Below are 17515 nucleotides of genomic sequence, written 5' to 3' on the forward strand. Positions count from 1 at the left end.
TCGTCACTCCAACCAGAGATTTTCTATTTTGGCAACTTTTTTCTATTTTGGCTTGATTCCGTTTCGAAACGCGCTAGGCTCGCAGCAATCAAGGAATAAAGGCGCCGCAGTAACGGGCCTCCGGGAGTTACAAGATGATCACATATGACTTTTCCGGGCGACATGCCGTCGTGACCGGGGCTGGTGGCGGTATGGGCGAAGCCATTGCCCGTGCCTTGCTGGAGGCTGGCGCAGCGGTAACTGCCATTGACCTCAAGCCGCAACCCGAAAGCCTGGTCGGGTATGGTGATCGGCTGACCTATTGCGTCGGCGATCTGGCCGATGCTGGCTTTGTCGCGCGCACAATTGCGCAGGCGGGTGCTGTGCGGGGCAGCATCGATTATCTGGCCAATGTCGCGGGCGTGCTGTGGTTCGGCCGTGACCGCTCGGTGCTTGAAATGGATATGGAGACCTGGGACAAGGTTCTGGCAATCAACCTGACCGCCCCGGCGCTGACCGCGCGGGCCGCCGTGCCCTTCATGCGCAAGACCGGGCGTGGCGCGGCGATGGTGCATTTCTCGACCATTCAGTGGTATCGTGGCGACCCGAACCCTCAGGATGCCTATCAGGCCTCGAAGGCGGGTCTTTGTGCGCTGTCGAAATCCCTTGCCATGCAACTGGCCGCCGAGGGGATCCGGTCCAACGCGATCTGTCCAGGGATGACGGCGACCCCGCTTCAGGCGCGCTGGGACAGTGACGAGACGCTGAAGGCAGTCGCGGCCTATGCGCCTTTGGGGCGCATAGGCACGCCGCAGGACATGGCAAACGCTGCGCTGTTCCTGCTGTCGGATGCGGCCAGCTATATCACCGGGATTGAAGTTCCCGTTGATGGTGGCCTGCTGATGCGGATGTAGCCGGGACGGTCGCGCCCGTATCGCTTGGGGGCTGCCAACACTCGGTTGGAACCCCCCGAGGATGGGCGGCGATCAAAGGATCGCGGTATCCCTTGCCCGGATACGGCGTCAAGGCCGGTGGTGAGCTGGGTATCCTGTCGCAGGGCGAGATCGTCGATATGGCTGAAGGCAAGCGGCGCGCTGGCCTTATCCGCCGTGCATGTGACTGAACGTCTAGGCCGGAGCCTGCACGATCTGCGCTGCGGCACCAATCGCCGCCCGTGCCAGTTCATCGGCGGCCACGTCCGGGGCCACCCCGGCAGTATCCGCAAACCTGAACACCTGATCCAACCTCCCGGCCGTTTCCAGAACGCGGCTGCGGGTCTGGTCTGCGGACCAGCCGAGATGTTCACCTGCGACGTTGATGATCCCACCAGCGTTGACCACATAGTCCGGGGCGTAGAGGATATCGCGCGCGGCCAGCCGGGCGCCGTCCTGCGGTGTGGCCAATTGATTGTTGGCGGCCCCGCAGATCACCTTGGCCCGGAGTTCCGGGATGGTGCCCGCGTGGATCACGGCCCCCAACGCACAGGGGGCGAAGACATGCGCCTCGGTCGCGTGGATGCGGTCCGGGGGAACGATCCGCGCGCCGGTGCGCGCTGCGACCTGGCGGACGTGGGCGTCGGAAAGATCGGCCACCACCAGCCGGGCCCCGGCGGCATGGAGCAGATCCGCCAGCGCGCTGCCGACATGGCCAAGCCCCTGGATGGCCACCACACAGCCTGCAAGATCTGTGCCCAACCGCCGCTGCACACTGGCGCGCATCGACACAAATACCCCCTGCGCCGTCCAGGGCGACGGGTCGCCCCCAGGGCCGGGGCCATCCGCAGGCAGGCCCGCCACATGCCGGGTGGAACTGGCAACGGCCAGCATGTCCTCGACCGAGGTTCCAACATCTTCGGCGGTGATGTAGCGCCCGCCCAGCCCATCGACCACGCGGCCGAATGCGCGAAACAGAGCCTCACGGTTGAAGTGGCCGGGAGGGCGCCGGATGACCGCTTTGCCGCCACCCATCGGCAGACCGGCCAGCGCATTCTTGTAGCTCATGCCTTCCGCCAGCCGCATGGCATCGGCGCGCATCGCCTGCGGATCGGCATACTGCCACAAGCGGCAACCACCCGCCGCTGGCCCCAGTGCAGTGGAGTGCAGCACGATACAGCCGACAAGGCCGGTGTCGGGGTCGTGAAAGTCCACGATGTCTTCGGGTTGGGTCACGGTGGTCTCCTGAGACAGAATACGGGCCGCCGCCGGGCCGGATCATGGGGATGCAGGCGGTTCAGGCGCCGGAGGCCAGCCGCCATCCGGGCCGGACCCCACCCTGTTCGGTCGGGAACAGCGTCGGGATCGCGCGCAGCAGGTCGCGGGTATACCCCTCGCGCGGGGTGTCGAAGATGGCATCGCGGCTGCCTTGTTCTATCACCCGCCCCTGCGCCATGACGACCACCCGGTCGGCAATCTGTTCGACCACGGCAAGATCGTGGCTGATGAACAGACAGGAAAACCCGTGGCGACGTTGCAGATCGGCAAACAGGTGCAGCACCTGCGCGCGAACCGTCACATCCAGCGCCGAGACGGGTTCATCCGCGATCACGAACTGCGGACGCGCGGCGATGGCGCGGGCAATGGCGACGCGCTGCCGTTGACCGCCCGACAACTGGTGCGGATAACGGGGCGCGAAATCCGCGGACAGGCCGACCTCGTCCAGGGCCTCACCGACCCGCGCATGGCGGGCCTGCGCGGACAGGCCAGGCGTATGGCGCAGCGCCTCGGCCACCAGCGCGCCAATGGTCATGCGCGGATCCAGCGATGAATAGGGGTCTTGAAACACCATCTGGCAGTTCAGCCGATAGGCGCGGTCGCTGGTGCGCGCGGTGCCGACTGGCGCCCCGTTGAACCGGATTTCGCCGGCGGTGGGGGCGATCAGACCGGCGATGGTCCGGCCCAGCGTCGTCTTGCCCGACCCCGACCCGCCGACGACGGCCAGAATCTCGCCGGGTTGCACCGACAGGTCGATGCCATTCAACGCCCGCTTGGGGGCCCCACGGCGCAACAGTCCGCCACGGCCGGGATAGTCGACGACTAGCCCCCGGACCTCGACGCGCGGAACGGATGCGGCTGGAATGACCCGCGCAGCTGCACGACGGGGCAGCGCGGACAACAGCTTTTGCGTATAAGGATGCCGGGGTGCGGCAAGCAATTGGCTGGTTGCGCCCTGTTCCACCACCTCGCCTTGCGCCATCACGACCACGCGGTCGGAATAGCTGGCCACCATCGCAAGGTCGTGGCTGATCATCAGCACGGCCGTGTTGCTTTCACGCGTCAGACTGACCATCAGTTCCAGCACGTCGCGCTGGATCACGGCATCCAGCGCGGTTGTCGGTTCATCGGCGATCAGCAGCGCGGGTTTCAGCAGCATGACCGAGGCCAGCATGATCCGCTGCCGCATCCCGCCGGAAAAATGGTGAGGCATCGCGGCCAGCGCGGCCTTGGGATCGGTCAGGCCGATCTGATCAAGGATCTGCAGGATCCGGTCCTGCCGGTCCTGACGCGTGGTCTTGACATGCAGGCGCAGCCCTTCCTCAAGCTGTTGGCCGATGGTCATCGACGGGTTCAGCGATGTCATCGGTTCCTGGAACACCATGCCGATCCGGGCCCCGCGCAGGGCGCGCAGATCGCGTTTGGCCAGGATGCCGACGTCGCGCCCCTCGAAATTGATGGCACCGGCGGTCTGGCGGATTTCCGGCGGGTTCAGCCCCATGACCGCACGGGCCGCCATGGACTTGCCCGACCCGGATTCCCCGACGATGCCGACAATCTCGCCGGGGCGCACGTCAAAGCTGATGTTGCGGAGGATCCGGATTCCGGTCCGGCCCGCCTCGAGCGACAGTCCGCGAACGTCCAGGACATGCGGAATTTTCTGCATGATCAGCGCCTCATTCTTGGGTCGAGCCGGTCGCGCAGCGCATCGCCCAGCAGGTTCACGCCCAGCAGCGTGAACGAGATGCACAGACCGGGGAATATCGCCAGCCACACGGCCTGCGAGATGAAGGGGCGACCGCTGGCCAGCATGTTGCCCCAGGTGGGTTCCGGCGGCGGCACGCCCAGCCCCAGAAAGCTGAGCGCGCTTTCGGCCAGCAAAACCCAGCCGAACATCGACGTGGCCAGCACCGTCAGCGGGGCAATGCAGTTGGGCAGGATATGGCGCAGCATGGTGTAGGTATCGGAGTTGCCCATCACGCGCGACGCCTCGATGAACTCGCGTTCGCGCAGTGACAGCACCGTGCCCCGCACGATCCGTACCACGGTGGGGGTATAGCCCAGCCCCAGCGCCAGCACGATGCCGTATTGGTTGGCGCCAAAGATCGCCAGCAGGCCAAGCGCCAGCAGGATGCCCGGAAAGGCCAGCAGCGCATCGTTCAGCATCATCAGCACTCGGTCGGTCCAGCCGCGAAAATAGCCCGAGATAACCCCGATCAGCGTGCCCGCCGAAACGGCCAGCGCGACGGTGACAAAGCTGATCCACACGCTGGTCGTGGCACCGGCGAAGAGGCGGCTGAGCACGTCGCGCCCGAATTCGTCGGTGCCCAGCCAATGCACCGCATCCGGGGCAGCCAGCCGGGCGGCAAAGTTCAGCGCCATCGGGTCAAACGGTGTCCAGACCGCGCCCAGCAGCGCGACGGCCAGCAGGCCACCAGTCAGCACCGCGCCGCAAAGGGCGCCAGGTGAAATATCTTTCATTGTGCGGTCACCCGTGGGTCGAACAGGGGATACAGCAGGTCAACCACCAGATTGACCAACACATACATCGTCGCGATCAACAGCAGGCATCCCTGGATCACCGGGTAATCCCGCGCAAAGATTGCCTCGATCAGCAGCCGCCCCAGACCGGGAATGGCAAACACCGTCTCGATCACCGCAACCCCGCCCAGCAGGTTGCCCAGGATGATCCCCAGCAGGGTCCAGGTCGGGCCGAACGCGTTGCGAAAGGCATGGCGCCACAGGATGGCCGGTTCCGACAGCCCCTTGGCACGGGCATGAAGGATGTAGTCCAGCCGCAGGATCTCCAGCGTAGAGGCGCGCGACATGCGCAGGATCACGCCCACCTCGTGCAGGAACAGCGTGGCGACCGGCAGGATCACATAAAGCAACCCTTGCGTGAAATCCTGCCGGATCGGCACATAGCCGATCAGAGGCAGCCAACCCAGATGCAGCACGAACAGCAACAGCAGCAGCAAGCCCATCCAGAAGGCGGGGATAGACAGCAGCAGCGTGGCCGTGCCGACCAGCGCAAGGTCGATCATCCCGCCCTGTCGCCACGCTGCGACCATTCCCAGCGGAACCGCGACGATGGCCGCCAGAACCACGGCGATCAGCACGATCTCGGCGCTGACCGCCAGCCGGGCCAGCAACAGGGGCAGAACCTCCTGCTGGCTGGTGATCGACCGGCCCAGATCGCCGGTCAGGGCATTGCCGATCCAGATGCCGAACTGGACGTGGATGGGTTCATCCAGCCCCAGCCGAGCGCGCAGATCGGCCAGGCTGGCCGCATCGGCCAGATCGCCCAGCATCAGCGATGCGGGGTCGCCGGGGATCAGCCGGATCAGGCAGAAGACCGATACCGACACGATCAGAAGCGTCGGTATCGCTGCCGCAAGACGGGACAGTGCGAATTTGAGCATTATTCTCTGCCTGACAGGCGATTATTGTTTCGTCACTTCCCACAGCCGCAGCTTGGATTGCCACGACACATCGCCGGTCAGGCGCGCGCTGGTGACAATGTCGTTCAGGCCGTTGCTGTAGATGATCATCGGCACATCGTTCAGATACATCTGATGCAGCGCATCAAAGATGGCCTGACGGCGGGCGGGGTCGGATACGGCCTTGACCTCGTCGATCAGGGCCAGCGCCTCGGGGTTGTGCCAGACCTTGCCGGACTTGCCGTCAAACGGCCCCGAGAACTGTTCAAAGCTCAGCGCCGGATCGAACCGCGACGAATAGGAAAACGACATCATCTGATAGTTGCCCGAAAAGTAGCGGCTCAGCTGGGTCGCCCATTCCATCACCTCGATCTTGGCATTGATCCCGGCGGCCTGCATCATCGCCTGAGCGACGACCGCAGTTTCAAAACTGGGCGTGGTCGGGCGTTTGTTGGCGATGATGGTGATCGGCTCGCCCTTGTAGCCCGCCTCGGCCAACAGGTCGCGCACGCGGGCCGGATCATGGCCGAACTGCTGTTTCTGGATGTCGCTGTAATACATCGACTGCGGGAACACGGCCGAGGCATTGGGCTGGCCCATACCGTTTGTCACTTGTGCCACCAGCATCGGCAGGTCGATGGCCGCCGCGATGGCCTGACGCAGCGCGACGTTCGACATCAGCGGGTCGGCGGTCTGCAACGACAGCGTGTGTTTGGAGGCATCCATCGAGTCGGCCACGTTGAAATCCGTGTTGCTGCGGAACATCGGCACATCGGTGCTGGCCACGGCGGCCAAATCCAGCGTGCCCGACAGCAGCCCGGCCTTGATCGTTTCGGGGTCGCTGATCACATGCAGGCGGATCGCTTCGGCGCGGGGGGTTTTGGCCCCGACATAGCCATCGGGCTTGTCGCCGGGGGGCGAGACATAGCCGTCAAAGGCCACCATTTCGAAAGATTCGCCACGCTTCCAGGCCGCGAACTTGTAAGGGCCGGTGCCGATCGGTCGGTCCCAGCTGCCATCGGCGGCCAGCGAGTCGGGGTGGAGGATCCCTGCCATGCCGCAGTCGGTGCGCGCCAGCGCGTCCAGGAACACAGCGTTCGGTTTGTTGATGCGCATGACGATGGTCATGGGGTCGGGGGCGGAAATATCTTCGACCTTGACGCCGTTGCGGCCGTCGAACTCTGCCAGACAGCGCCATTCCGTCGCCGGGTCCATATAGCGCGCCCAGTTCCACAGCACGTCTTCGGCCGTCAGGCTGGCGCCATTGTGGAAGGTCACGCCGTCGCGCAGGGGAAACGTATAGGTCAGCCCGTCGGCCGACATCTCGACCGACTTGGCCAGCAGCGGGCCGACCGAGCCATCCTCGCGGTAGCCAACCAGCCCCTCGACCATATGAAGAACCACGCCGTCGGTCGTATCATCGCGGTTCACGCCGGGGTTTGTGCTGCGCACATCCTGCGCGATCGACGCGACGATGGTCTGTGCGGTGGCCGGGGCGCCCAGCATCCCCAGCATGAGTGTCGAGATCAGGATCGTTCGCATTCTTGGTCTCCCTGTTGTGCCGGTTCGCCCGGCTGGCTTGTTGATGGTAGGCGGACTTGGCCTGCGCCCGCAGGTCTTGCGTGCTTGTGCCGCCGGAGGCCCGGCGCGGCGATGGGTTGCCCGATGGACGGATGCTTCAGGCGGGGGCCGTTGCCCTGGCCTGGCGGGGGGTGGCGGGGGGTGGGGTGCTGCCCAAATCCCAGAACAGTCCCGCCATGATGCCCAGCCCCTCTGCGGCCAGCGGCATCAGAAGGTGTTCGTCGGGGGCGTGCTGGTTGCAGCCCCAATAGGAATGCGGCACCCAGATGGTCGGCATACCCAGCAGGCTGGCAAAACAGTCGTTGGGCAGCGACCCGCCTGCATTGGGCAGGATCGTCGGCCGCTTGCCGGTCGTCCGCTCGACCGAGGCGGCAGCCCAGACCATCATTGGATGATCCGGCTCCAGCCGGGTGGCGCCGGATTTGTCATGTTCGGTCTGGTTGATGAACTGCACATTGCCAAAGCCACGGGCATCGAGAAAGGCGCGGATCGCGGGTTCAAAGACATCCGGGTCCACATCGACCGTATAGCGCAGCTGCAACCGCGCCCAGGCCTGTGGTGGGATTGCGTTGACAGGCAGGTCAGGTGTCCCGGCTGTCATGGCCAGGATCTCGAGCGCGGTCCAGCCGAACACCCGCTGGGCCGGGGTCAGGCCGGGTTCGCCCCACCAAGGGTCCAGGTCGGGGCCATCTGCGGTTTTCTGCACGGTGATGTCCTGCAAGGCCCGTGTCACCGCAGCCGGCACCTGGGCTGGTACGACGTCACGCACCCGGATGTGCCCGCGTTCGGAAATCAGGCTGGCAACCGCGTTGCACAATATCGTGGCCGGATTGGCGATCAACCCGCCCCAGTTGCCGGAATGGTGCGCGCCCTCGCGCAGGTCGCACATCAGGTCAAAGGTATAAACGCCCCGCGTGCCGCCCTTCAGCGTCGGGGTCCGGGGGTCCAGGCGCGGGCCGTCCGAGGCGATCAGCCAATCGGCCGTCAGCCGGTCGCGGTGTCGTGCACACAGCTCATGCAGCCCCGCAGAGCCGGTTTCCTCGGATGTCTCGATAAAGAACGTCACATTGTAGCCCAGCGTGGGCCGGACCTCCAGCACCGCTTCCAGCGCAAGCGCGGCAATCGTGTGTTGGCCCTTGTTGTCGGCGGTGCCGCGGCCATAGATCCTGTCGCCCTCGACCGACAGCGCCCAGGGCGTCCGCCCGCCGGTCCAGCGCTCCTCCATGCCCGCTACCACGTCGCCATGCCCATAGATCAGCAGCGTCGGCAACGCCGGATCCTCGATCCGGTGCGCGATCAGGCAGGGACCACCTTCGGCGGTCGGGTTGTCGATGATGGTGCCCGCAAAGCCAAGCGCGGCCAGATCCTGTTCAAATTCCCGCAGATAGCGATAGCAGTCGGGCAGCCGGTCGCGGTTCTGGCTTTCGGTTGGAATGGCGACGCGCCGGGCCAGATCGTGCAGGAACCGCCCATCGGTGCAATAGGATTGGGCAATGCGAATGGCGCGGGTCCTAGGCATAGTTTTCCTCATGTCTTTCGTTGACAAAGTTAGATCACTTGGAAATCTATGGCGCAAACCAATATATCTGCATCTTAGGCATAGGAAAATTGAGCCTGAATGACGCGCCGCCTGCCGCCTCTCACCGCCCTGCGCGCCTTTGAATCGGCGGCGCGCCAGTTGAATTTCGTGCGGGCCGGGGCCGAGTTGGGCGTCACGCCTGGCGCCATCAGCCATCAGGTCAAGCAACTGGAGGATTGGGTCGGCGCGCCGTTGTTCGAGCGCAAGGCCCACGGAGTCGCGTTGACCGATCGGGGGCGCAGCTTTTCCCGGCAACTGGGTGCGATCTTTGATCAGCTTGCGGTCGCCGGGTTCTCGGCCCGATCCACCATGCCGGAAAGCGAGGTGCTGATCCGCTGCCAGTATTCTCTGGCCATGCGTTGGCTGGCGCCCCGGATGGCCCAGTTCCACGACGCGCATCCTGAAATCGGCATCCGCATCTCGGCGATGCCGCATCGCTGGAATGTGCAGGATCCCGTCCCCGATCTTGCGATCTACCACAACCACACGCCCAGCAAGGACATGCAGCAGGAACTGTTGCTGGCTGGCCATCTGTCGGTGGTCTGCGCCCCGGAATTCCTGCGCCGGTTGCCGCCGCAGCCAACTCCGGCGGATTTGCTGAAGCATCCGCTCATCAAGGTTGAATTCTCGGAACCGGGATGGAGCGGCGACAGTTGGGAAAGCTGGTTCTATGCCGCTGGCATGGGAAGTATCCCGTTGCGGTTCAGCACGACGGTCAATCTGACGGTGCTCGCGATCGAGGCCAGCCTGGCGGGCGCAGGATTTGCGCTGATCCCCAATTTCCTGATCGAGAAGGAACTGGTGCAGGGGCTGTTGGTCGACCCCTTCCAGGTTCATTTTCCGATCCGTGTTCCTTATGTCCTGATGACATCGACCGCCAGTCTGGACCGGCCGGATGTCGCCATCGTCCGCAACTGGCTGCTATCGCGTCGGTGAAAATGCCGGAGGGCCGGGCGGCTGGGGCGTCGTCCCCCTGGCACTTGCAACGCGCGGCAGGTGTTCGGGCACTTCGGGTCACCGGCAGTAGGCGCCGATTAACCCAGGCAGTCAGCTTTCGAACGGCGAAGGCATATCATTGATCCCCGCTCCACGTACCCGGATGACATGGACAAGGCCCGCCTATGCCGATGAGAATGGGTATGAAACCTTAGAATATCATGGGGTTGCAAACACCTCCGTGACCGCATCTGCGAGACGGTCGGCGACCTGCTGCACCTCTTGCGTGGTCACGGTGTAGGGCGGCGCCAGCAGGATATGATCGCCCCGCCGCCCGTCGATGGTGCCTGCCATCGCATAGATCAGCAGGCCCTTGCGAAACGCCGCATCGCGCAGCGCGCGATGGACGTGGCGCTCGGGGGCGAAGGGGGTCTTGTCCTGCCGGTCGGCAACGAATTCCAGCGCAAGGAACAGCCCCCGCCCGCGGATGTCACCGACATGCGGATGAACTGCCAGTCGCGCCCCCAGCGCCCCATGCAGTTCCGCCCCGCGCAGTCGGACGTTGTTCAGCAGATCCCTGGAGGCGATTTCGCGCTGCACGGCGAGGGCTGCGGCGCAGGCCACCGGATGGCCGACGAACGTATGCCCGTGCGTGAAGCTGCCTGATCCGTCAACAAAGGCGTCGTGGATCCGGTCGCTGCATATCACCGCCCCCAGCGGCACATAGCCTGCCCCCAGGCCCTTGGCGACCACCAGGATATCGGGCGAAATCCCCTCTTGTTCGCAGGCGTGCAATGTGCCGGTGCGTCCCATGCCGCACATCACCTCGTCAAGGATCAGCAAGACGCCGTATCGGTCGCAGATGTCGCGGATCTGGCGGAAATAGCCGGGGGAGGGCGGCACACAGCCCAGCGTGGCCCCAACGACCGTTTCCGCGATGAAGCACGACACGTTTTCCGGCCCGAGCCTGAGGATCTCGGTTTCAAGCGATCCAGCGGCACGGGCGGCATAGTCGCTGTCGCTTTCGCCGGGGGTCTGGTGGCGATAGGCCCAGCACGGAGCGATATGCGATGTGGCGGGCAGCAACAGACCATCATAGGTGGTTCTGCGCCAGGCATTGCCCCCTGCCGACAGGGCGCCCAACGTGTTGCCGTGGTAGCTCTGTTGCCGCGCAATGACATGGCGTCGTGCCGCGCCGCCGGTTTCGCGGTGGTATTGGTGCGCCATCTTTATTGCGGTTTCGATCGCTTCGGACCCGTCACACAGGAAATAGACCCGGCCCAATCCTTCAGGCGCGTTGCGCACCAGCAGGTTGGCCAGATCCTCTGCGGCCTCGGTGGTGAAAAAGCTTGTGTGTGCATAGGCCAGTTGCGCCGCCTGGTCGGACAGCGCCCGCACCACCGCCGGATCGCCGTGCCCCAGGCACGAGACCGCCGCGCCGCCGCAGGCGTCGAGATAGCGCCTGCCATCGGTGGCGGTGATCCACACCCCCTCGCCATGGCTGGCACGGGGCGGCACGACACCGGCTGTGCGGTGAAATATGTGACTGTCGTTCATCATGTCCGGCTCTCCATGGCGGGAACGGGGGGATGGGCCGCGCGAACGGGCGCGGCGCCGAAACGCGCAGGATCATAGGCCGAGAGGTCGGTGGAGGTCTGTCCTGTCAGGATCAGTTCGGCCAGCACCTCGCCCACACCTGGACCAGTCTGGAAGCCGTGGCCGCAGAACCCCCAGGCGTGGAACAATCCCGCCGCCGAGGGCGAGGGGCCAAGCATCGGCAGGCCGTCGGGCATATGCGCCTCTATTCCGGTCCAGGACCGGATGATAGCGGCACCTGCACAGCCCGGCAGCAAGCGTTGCAGCAGTGCTGGGGTGCGGGAAAAGACGGCACTGTCGGGGCGACTGCGCCGCCCGTCCGGTGCGATGATGCCATGGCCGCCGCCAAAGATCAGGTTTCCACGTACGCTCTGGCGCAGGTAGATGGCACCGCTGACCAGTCCCAGAACGGGCATGTGCAGCATTGGTACCGGCTCTGTCACGAACATCTGCGGCGCCTGCACCCGGATGGCGGGAACCGGATCGGGCCCCAATGGCCAGGCCCCGGTCGCCAGAATGACGTGATCCGCCTCGCATTGGGGGTGTCCCTCGGGGTCAAGCCGCCAGCCGCCGCCAGCGCGGGGGGTCAAGGCGCGGACAGGGCAGATTTCATGGATCGTGGCACCGTGGCGCCGCGCCGCGCGGGCAAAGGCCGGGGCGACCAGTCGCGGGTTCGCGAACCCGTCGCCCGTACAGAACGATCCGCCCGCGACATTGCCCCCCAGCCAGGGGAAGCGGCGTGCGAGTTCGGCACGCCCCAGCAGGCGCACGTCCATCCCCGCGTTTCGGCCGATCGGCAGCCAGGCTTCCAGCACGGCCATCTGATCCTCGGTTTCGGCCAGTTTCAGATGGCCCGGCGTTTCAAGATCGCAGTCATGGCCAAGCAGTTCGGGCAGTCGATGCCAGATGTGATGCGCCCGTGCGGACAGGGGCAGATCGCCCGCAAGCCGCGCATGACGGCGCACGCCGCCAAAGTTGACGCCGCTGGCATGACTGCCGATACGGTCGCGTTCGAACAGCGTCACCTCGGCGCCGCCCATAGCCAGGAACAACGCGGCAGAGGCGCCGACGATGCCCCCGCCAATGATGCAGACGCGCGGGCGATGGCGCAGGATCGCAGGGGCGGGGATCATGCGCCACCTGTCAGGAATGTTGGCAGGGGCAGGGGCTTGACCGGCGCCTGTCCCCGCAATGGGCCAGGCGCGTCAGGGGGCAGGCCGGCTTCGGCGGCCATCAGCGCCCCGGCGGTGGCGCCGCACAACCTGCCCTGGCACCGACCCATGCCGCAGCGCGTGACCGCCTTGAGCCGGTTGAGATCCGCCGGACCCCAGATGTCCAGCGCGCGGCGCAAATCGCCCGCGCTGACGCCCTCGCAGCGGCAGACGACGGTTTCATCTGGCATGTCGCAGATCGCGGCGGGGGGCAGGGCAAAGGCTCGCTCCAGCCCGCGCCGGAACGCTGCGGTTCGTGCAAGCGCCAGCCGCAGAAGCACACGGCGTGGCGCGCTGGTACGGGCAAGACCCATATCGCGCAACAGGGCACTTGCTGCCATCTCGCCCGCCGCTTCGGCGGAATGGGCCCCGTTGATCCGCACCATGTCGCCCGCCAGATAGACGCCCGGAATCGGACTGCGGCCCTCGGCATCGGTCGTGCTGTGCCATTGGCCGGATCTTGGGTCAAAGGCAACCGGACAGCCCAGAAGATCGGCAAGCTGACGCTCGGGCTTCAGCCCGTGGCCCATACCCACCGCATCGCAGCCGACGATGCCGCCGCGCGATCCTGCGCGCCAGTGTACGCTCAGCCCTTCGGTGCCCTGTTCGATCCGCACGGCCAGCGCGCCTTCGATCATCGGAACGCCCATCCGGCGCAGGTCCAGCGCCATCCGCGCCCCGCGCAGCAGAAGCCGCGGGCGGGCCAGCATCCGGGGCGCGGCCAGCATCTTGGTGCCAAAGCTGGCCACGTCGATCACTGCGGCAGGCAGGGCGCCTGCCTTGGCATATTGCCAGGCGACCAGATACAGCAGCGGCCCCGACCCCGCAAAGACCGGGCGCCGCCCGATCAGATGCGCCTGCGCCTTGAGCATGATTTGCGCCCCGCCCAAGGAGAATACTCCCGGTCGTGTCCAGCCCGGCACGGGAACCACCCGGTCCATGGCGCCGGTGGCCAGCACGACCGTCCGTACCCGCAAGTCCGCGTCAACGCCATCCGCACCACGCAGTTGCAATGACAGCGCCCCGCCATCTGCGCGCGCCGCGTTCCAGACCAGCGTTTGCGGACGATAGTCCACCCGGTCGCGGATCGTTTCGAACATGCGGGCCAGGGCCATGGCGCGTCCGGCATCGGCACCATACAGGGCCGCCGGATCGCGCAGCGCCGCAAGGGGGGGCGGCGGGCGGCGATAGATCTGTCCTCCCGGCGCGGCGGCCTCGTCCAGCAGGATCGGCCGCAGCCCGGCCGCAACCAGCCGCTGGGCCGCCCGCAACCCGGCGGGACCGGCACCGATGACCGCGACAGGCAAGGGGTCAGGCCCGGTCATCGGGAAACTCCATCAGGACATGCATTCCGGCCTCTGCCAGGGTGGTACAGGCCCGCAGCCTGCGCCCGTCGGCCAGTGTGACCCAGCACTCCTGACAGGCCCCCATCAGGCAGAACCCGGCCCGCGCGCGAGGTTCGGGGCCAAATTCGGCCCGGCGCACGGCACCGCATTCGCGCAGCAACACGGTCAGCAGCGTGTCGCCGGACGCTGCTGTCACGGCCCGGTTGCCGATCTGCATCGGCAACCGGGGCAGATCATCGCGCCCTTGCAGGTTCAGGCGAATGGGTCTGTAGGTCATGGCTGTTGCCGTCCAGCTTAGTCATGCCACAGGGTCAGGCTTTGTTCCCGCATGAACTGTTGCAGGTAGTATGGCCCCAGCCCGCCTTTCGAACTGACCCCCGACCCTTTCCAGCCACAAAAGGTCTGGATCCCCGGCCAGGCACCCGTTGTCGCGCCGCTGGCGCGGTTGGCATACAGAACGCCCGCCTGGGCCCGGTCAGTAAACAAGGCCAGATCGGCAGGGTCGCGCGTGTAGATACCGGCGGTCAGGCCATAGTCCACGGCATTCCCCAAGGCGATGGCATCGCCCAGATCATCAAACCGCTGCACGGTTAGGAAGGGCAGGAACAATTCGTCCCGGTGCAGGCGGTGGTCGTCGGGCAGTCCGTCGACAATGGCGGGCAGCACATACTGGCCGCGATCATGGAAGCCACCTGTCAACCGCTCGCCGCCGAACAGCAGTCGGCCGTCGCGCCGCGCCTCGTCACAGGCGCGCAGATAGCGGTCCAGGGCCTTGTCGTCGATCAGCGGACCCATGAACACGGTGGCATCTGCCGGGTTGCCGATGCGCACCGCGCGGGCGCGCTCGATCAGCCGGGCGATGAAATCGTCATAGACCGCGTTTGCGACGAACGCCCGCGATCCGGCCGAGCATTTCTGCCCCTGAAGCCCGAATGCCGACCGCGCCATCCCGGCGGCCGCGACATCCAGATCTGCGCTGGCGGTGACATAGGTCGGGTTCTTGCCGCCCATTTCGGCGATTACCGGGCGGTTGAAGGGGCCGGCGGCCACATCGCGCAACAGGCCCATGCCAACCGCGTGACTGCCGGTAAAGGCGATCCCGTCGATGCCTGCATGGCCGGCCAGCGCCCGGCCGGTCGCCCCGTCGCCGGTGATCATGTTCAGCACGCCATCGGGGATGCCGGCAGCCTGCGCCGCCTCGGCCAGCAGGGCGCCGGTCAGGCCGGCACGGTCGCTGGGCTTGTAGACCACGGCATTGCCCGCAACCATCGCCGCCGAGGCCATGTTCGCCGACAGCGCGAGCGGAAAGTTGAACGGGGCGATCACTGCGAACACGCCCAGCGGGCGCAGCCGGTCGATGGTTTCCTCGTTGTCGAAGGCGCGTTTCATCTGGCGCAGGAAGCCGTGGTTCTCTTCCATCTGGTTGCAATAGTAGCGCACCAGATCGACGGCCTCCTCGGCCTCGCCGATGGCTTCCATGCGCGACTTGCCGACCTCGAACAGGCAGGCGGCGGCCAGGGTGAACTTGCGCCGGCTCAGCTCATCGGCAAAGCCGCGCAGGATCGCGACGCGGTCCTGCCAGGGGCGGGCGGCCCAGGCGGGCTGGGCGGCCCGCGCGGCCTGAACCGCGCGATCCACCATTGCCGCATCGGCCACGCCAAAGCGGCCGATCACGATGTCACGGTCGATCGGGCTGACAACCGTTGCCATCGCGCCCGAGGCGACGGGCTGACCGGCGATCAGATGGGCATGGTCGCGCCCCAGCACCTGGGCACGGGTGTCGTCCAGCACGCCATCGAACAGGCTGTGGACGGCGGTGAAGTCGGCGTTGATGTTCGAATAGGTCACGCGGGGCAGTTCGGCGGTCATGGGCCTTTCCTTTCCGGTCAATTGGCGGCTGCGGCGGGTTGCGTTTCGGGGTCGAGCCCATAGTCGCGGATCGCTGCCTGCCGCGAGATCAGCCCGGCGCGATAGTCGGCGCGGATCCGGGCGGGGTCGCGCTCGGCGGGGTTGCCATAGCCGCCGCCGCCAGGGCTGACATGGGTGACGGTATCGCCGCGGCGCAGGAATTCGACATCGCCGATGGCATGGGGCAGGCGGCGTTCATCGGGCGTGCCGCGATTGATGATCCAGCCGCCGCCATCGGCCGCCAGCCCGCCCATCATGCCCTGAGGCGTGATCACCGATTTCTGCGAGGTATGGTGGAACAGCGGCTTTTCCCCCAGCACGCGGTATTCCAGCACCTGCCCCATGCCCCCGCGCCAGCGCCCGGCGCCGCCGGTATCGGGGGCGAATTCGCGGCGCAGATACAGCACCGGCGCCTCGATCTCGGTTGCCTCGATGGGGGGGATCGGGCAGTTCGTCACATGACAGGACATCACGTCGATGCCATCGGCAAAGGCGGTCGCGCCAATGCCGCCCGGCACCACCTCGGAGGCGACGCCGATTTCCCCGGTATCCAGATTGGGCGCGACGGTCGAGTTGTAGAGGCAGCCGCAACTGTCGGCCATCGCCCGTTCCGGCGCGGCCTGGGCAATTGCGCCCATCACCAGATCGACAATGGAATGGCACACGATCATGCGCTGGAAACAGGCCGCCGGAAGCTGGGCGTTCACCAGCGAGCCCTTGGGCGCGATGATATGCACCGGGGCCTTGCAACCTTCGGTGTTGGCAATATCGGGGTCGGTGATGCATTTCATCACATAATAGGTTGCAGCCATGGTGGCCGATAGCGGCGCGTTGATCGGCCCTTCGATCTGCGGATCGGTGCCGGTGAAATCGAATGTCACCTCGTCGCCAGATACGGTCATTGCCAGTTTCAGCGTATAGGGCCCGCCCTTGGCGCCATCGTCGAGGATCTGTTCCTCGTGCTGGTATGTGCCATCGGGGATCGTGGCAATCTGGGCGCGGGTGCGCCGTTCAGATTGATCTATCAGCGCATCGAAACAGGCTAGAACGGTTTCCTGCCCGTAGCTGTCGAACAGCCGGGTGAATTCCTGCGCGCCGACCTGAATGCCGGCGGCCTCGCCCATCAGGTCGTTTTCCAGAATGCTGGGCACCCGGCTGTTGTTCAGGATCAGTGCCATCAGCGCCTCGTCCCGTTTCCCCTCACGGATCAGTTTGAGCGGCGGGATGCGCAAACCCTCTTGCCAGATCTCGACGCCCCAGCCGCGGGTGCCCATCCACATCGCGCCGATGTCCATGTGATGCACGTTCAGCGCGGTAAAGCCGACCAGCCGCCCCCGGTGGAACACCGGGTGAAAGGCGATGATGTCGTTGGTGTGGTGCGACGACAGCGATTCACCCCCGGCATAGGGATCGTTGGTGATGACCACGTCGCCCGGCCGCCAGGTGTCCAGCGGGTAATAGTGATCCAGCACCGTGCGCAGGGTGATGCCGATGCAGTTGAGGTGGATGGGAATACTGGCGCTTTCCGACAGCAGACGGCCCTGTCCGTCGAACAGCGCGGCCGAGCAGTCCTCCATCTCCTTGATGATGTAGGACGTCCCCGAACGGATCATCCTGCCTGCGATCTGTTCGGCGATCATGGTCAGCGCATTGCGGACGATTTCCAGCGTGATCGGATTTACCGCCGGGGCGGTCGTCGTGGTCTGGTTGGTCATGGGAAGCTCTTTCG

General features: G+C 65.8%; 14 protein-coding genes. 2 read left to right on the forward strand and 12 right to left on the reverse strand.

The features are described from left to right. Nucleotides 1-134 precede the first annotated feature (134 nt). Nucleotides 135-893, forward strand: coding sequence for an SDR family NAD(P)-dependent oxidoreductase (locus BW970_RS08990; protein ID WP_076530381.1), 759 nt, complete (start codon nt 135-137; stop codon nt 891-893). 213 nt (nt 894-1106) lie between these two features. On the opposite strand, the gene BW970_RS08995 is transcribed toward BW970_RS08990, so the two are convergent. From BW970_RS08995 to BW970_RS09020, 6 genes are all read right to left on the reverse strand, one after another. Continuing rightward, the gene (locus BW970_RS08995; protein ID WP_229740476.1) at nt 1107-2147 is read right to left on the reverse strand and encodes a Glu/Leu/Phe/Val family dehydrogenase; all 1041 of its coding nucleotides are present in this window, start codon (nt 2145-2147) and stop codon (nt 1107-1109) included. A 61-nt stretch (nt 2148-2208) separates the two neighbouring features. Next, a complete protein-coding gene (locus tag BW970_RS09000; RefSeq protein WP_076530384.1) occupies nt 2209-3855 on the reverse strand; it encodes a dipeptide ABC transporter ATP-binding protein in 1647 nt (548 codons plus the stop codon). Nucleotides 3856-3857: 2 nt separating this feature from the next. Beyond that, nucleotides 3858-4670, reverse strand: coding sequence for an ABC transporter permease (locus BW970_RS09005; protein ID WP_076530386.1), 813 nt, complete (start codon nt 4668-4670; stop codon nt 3858-3860). Next, nucleotides 4667-5611, reverse strand: coding sequence for an ABC transporter permease (locus tag BW970_RS09010; RefSeq protein WP_076530388.1), 945 nt, complete (start codon nt 5609-5611; stop codon nt 4667-4669). The genes BW970_RS09005 and BW970_RS09010 overlap by 4 nt, the downstream gene beginning before the upstream one ends. A 21-nt stretch (nt 5612-5632) precedes the next feature. Further along, nucleotides 5633-7171 carry an ABC transporter substrate-binding protein gene (locus BW970_RS09015; RefSeq protein ID WP_076530390.1) on the reverse strand — a complete coding sequence of 513 codons (1539 nt, stop codon included), beginning with the start codon at nt 7169-7171 and terminating at the stop codon, nt 5633-5635. Between the two features lie 136 nt (nt 7172-7307). Further along, complete coding sequence (locus tag BW970_RS09020) at nt 7308-8729, reverse strand: M20 family metallopeptidase (protein WP_076530392.1); 1422 nt, start codon at nt 8727-8729, stop codon at nt 7308-7310. A 99-nt stretch (nt 8730-8828) separates the two neighbouring features. Here BW970_RS09020 and BW970_RS09025 point away from each other — a divergent pair, with 99 nt between their 5' ends. Continuing rightward, nucleotides 8829-9725, forward strand: coding sequence for a LysR substrate-binding domain-containing protein (locus BW970_RS09025; RefSeq protein WP_076530394.1), 897 nt, complete (start codon nt 8829-8831; stop codon nt 9723-9725). Nucleotides 9726-9944: 219 nt separating this feature from the next. Here BW970_RS09025 and BW970_RS09030 read toward each other — a convergent pair whose 3' ends face one another. The 6 genes from BW970_RS09030 to BW970_RS09055 are packed head-to-tail and all read right to left on the reverse strand — an operon-like array spanning nt 9945 to nt 17501. After that, entirely contained in the window at nt 9945-11282 is a 1338-nt protein-coding gene (locus tag BW970_RS09030; protein WP_076531041.1) for an aspartate aminotransferase family protein, read from the reverse strand. Further along, complete coding sequence (locus BW970_RS09035) at nt 11282-12454, reverse strand: NAD(P)/FAD-dependent oxidoreductase (RefSeq protein ID WP_076530396.1); 1173 nt, start codon at nt 12452-12454, stop codon at nt 11282-11284. Before BW970_RS09035 ends, BW970_RS09030 begins: the two co-directional genes overlap by 1 nt. After that, the gene (locus BW970_RS09040) at nt 12451-13857 is read right to left on the reverse strand and encodes an FAD/NAD(P)-dependent oxidoreductase (protein WP_076530398.1); all 1407 of its coding nucleotides are present in this window, start codon (nt 13855-13857) and stop codon (nt 12451-12453) included. Before BW970_RS09040 ends, BW970_RS09035 begins: the two co-directional genes overlap by 4 nt. After that, nucleotides 13844-14155, reverse strand: coding sequence for a 2Fe-2S iron-sulfur cluster-binding protein (locus BW970_RS09045; RefSeq protein ID WP_076530401.1), 312 nt, complete (start codon nt 14153-14155; stop codon nt 13844-13846). The genes BW970_RS09040 and BW970_RS09045 overlap by 14 nt, the downstream gene beginning before the upstream one ends. A 17-nt stretch (nt 14156-14172) precedes the next feature. Further along, nucleotides 14173-15747 (reverse strand): aldehyde dehydrogenase family protein, encoded by a 1575-nt coding sequence (locus BW970_RS09050; protein WP_076530403.1) that lies wholly within the window; start codon nt 15745-15747, stop codon nt 14173-14175. Between the two features lie 17 nt (nt 15748-15764). Beyond that, nucleotides 15765-17501, reverse strand: a complete 1737-nt coding sequence (locus tag BW970_RS09055) for a hydantoinase B/oxoprolinase family protein (RefSeq protein WP_076530405.1) — start codon at nt 17499-17501, stop codon at nt 15765-15767. Between the last annotated feature and the right edge of the window lie 14 nt (nt 17502-17515).

Origin of the sequence: Gemmobacter megaterium (assembly GCF_900156815.1) — a bacterium.
GTDB classification, from domain to species: Bacteria; Pseudomonadota; Alphaproteobacteria; order Rhodobacterales; family Rhodobacteraceae; genus Wagnerdoeblera; species Wagnerdoeblera megaterium.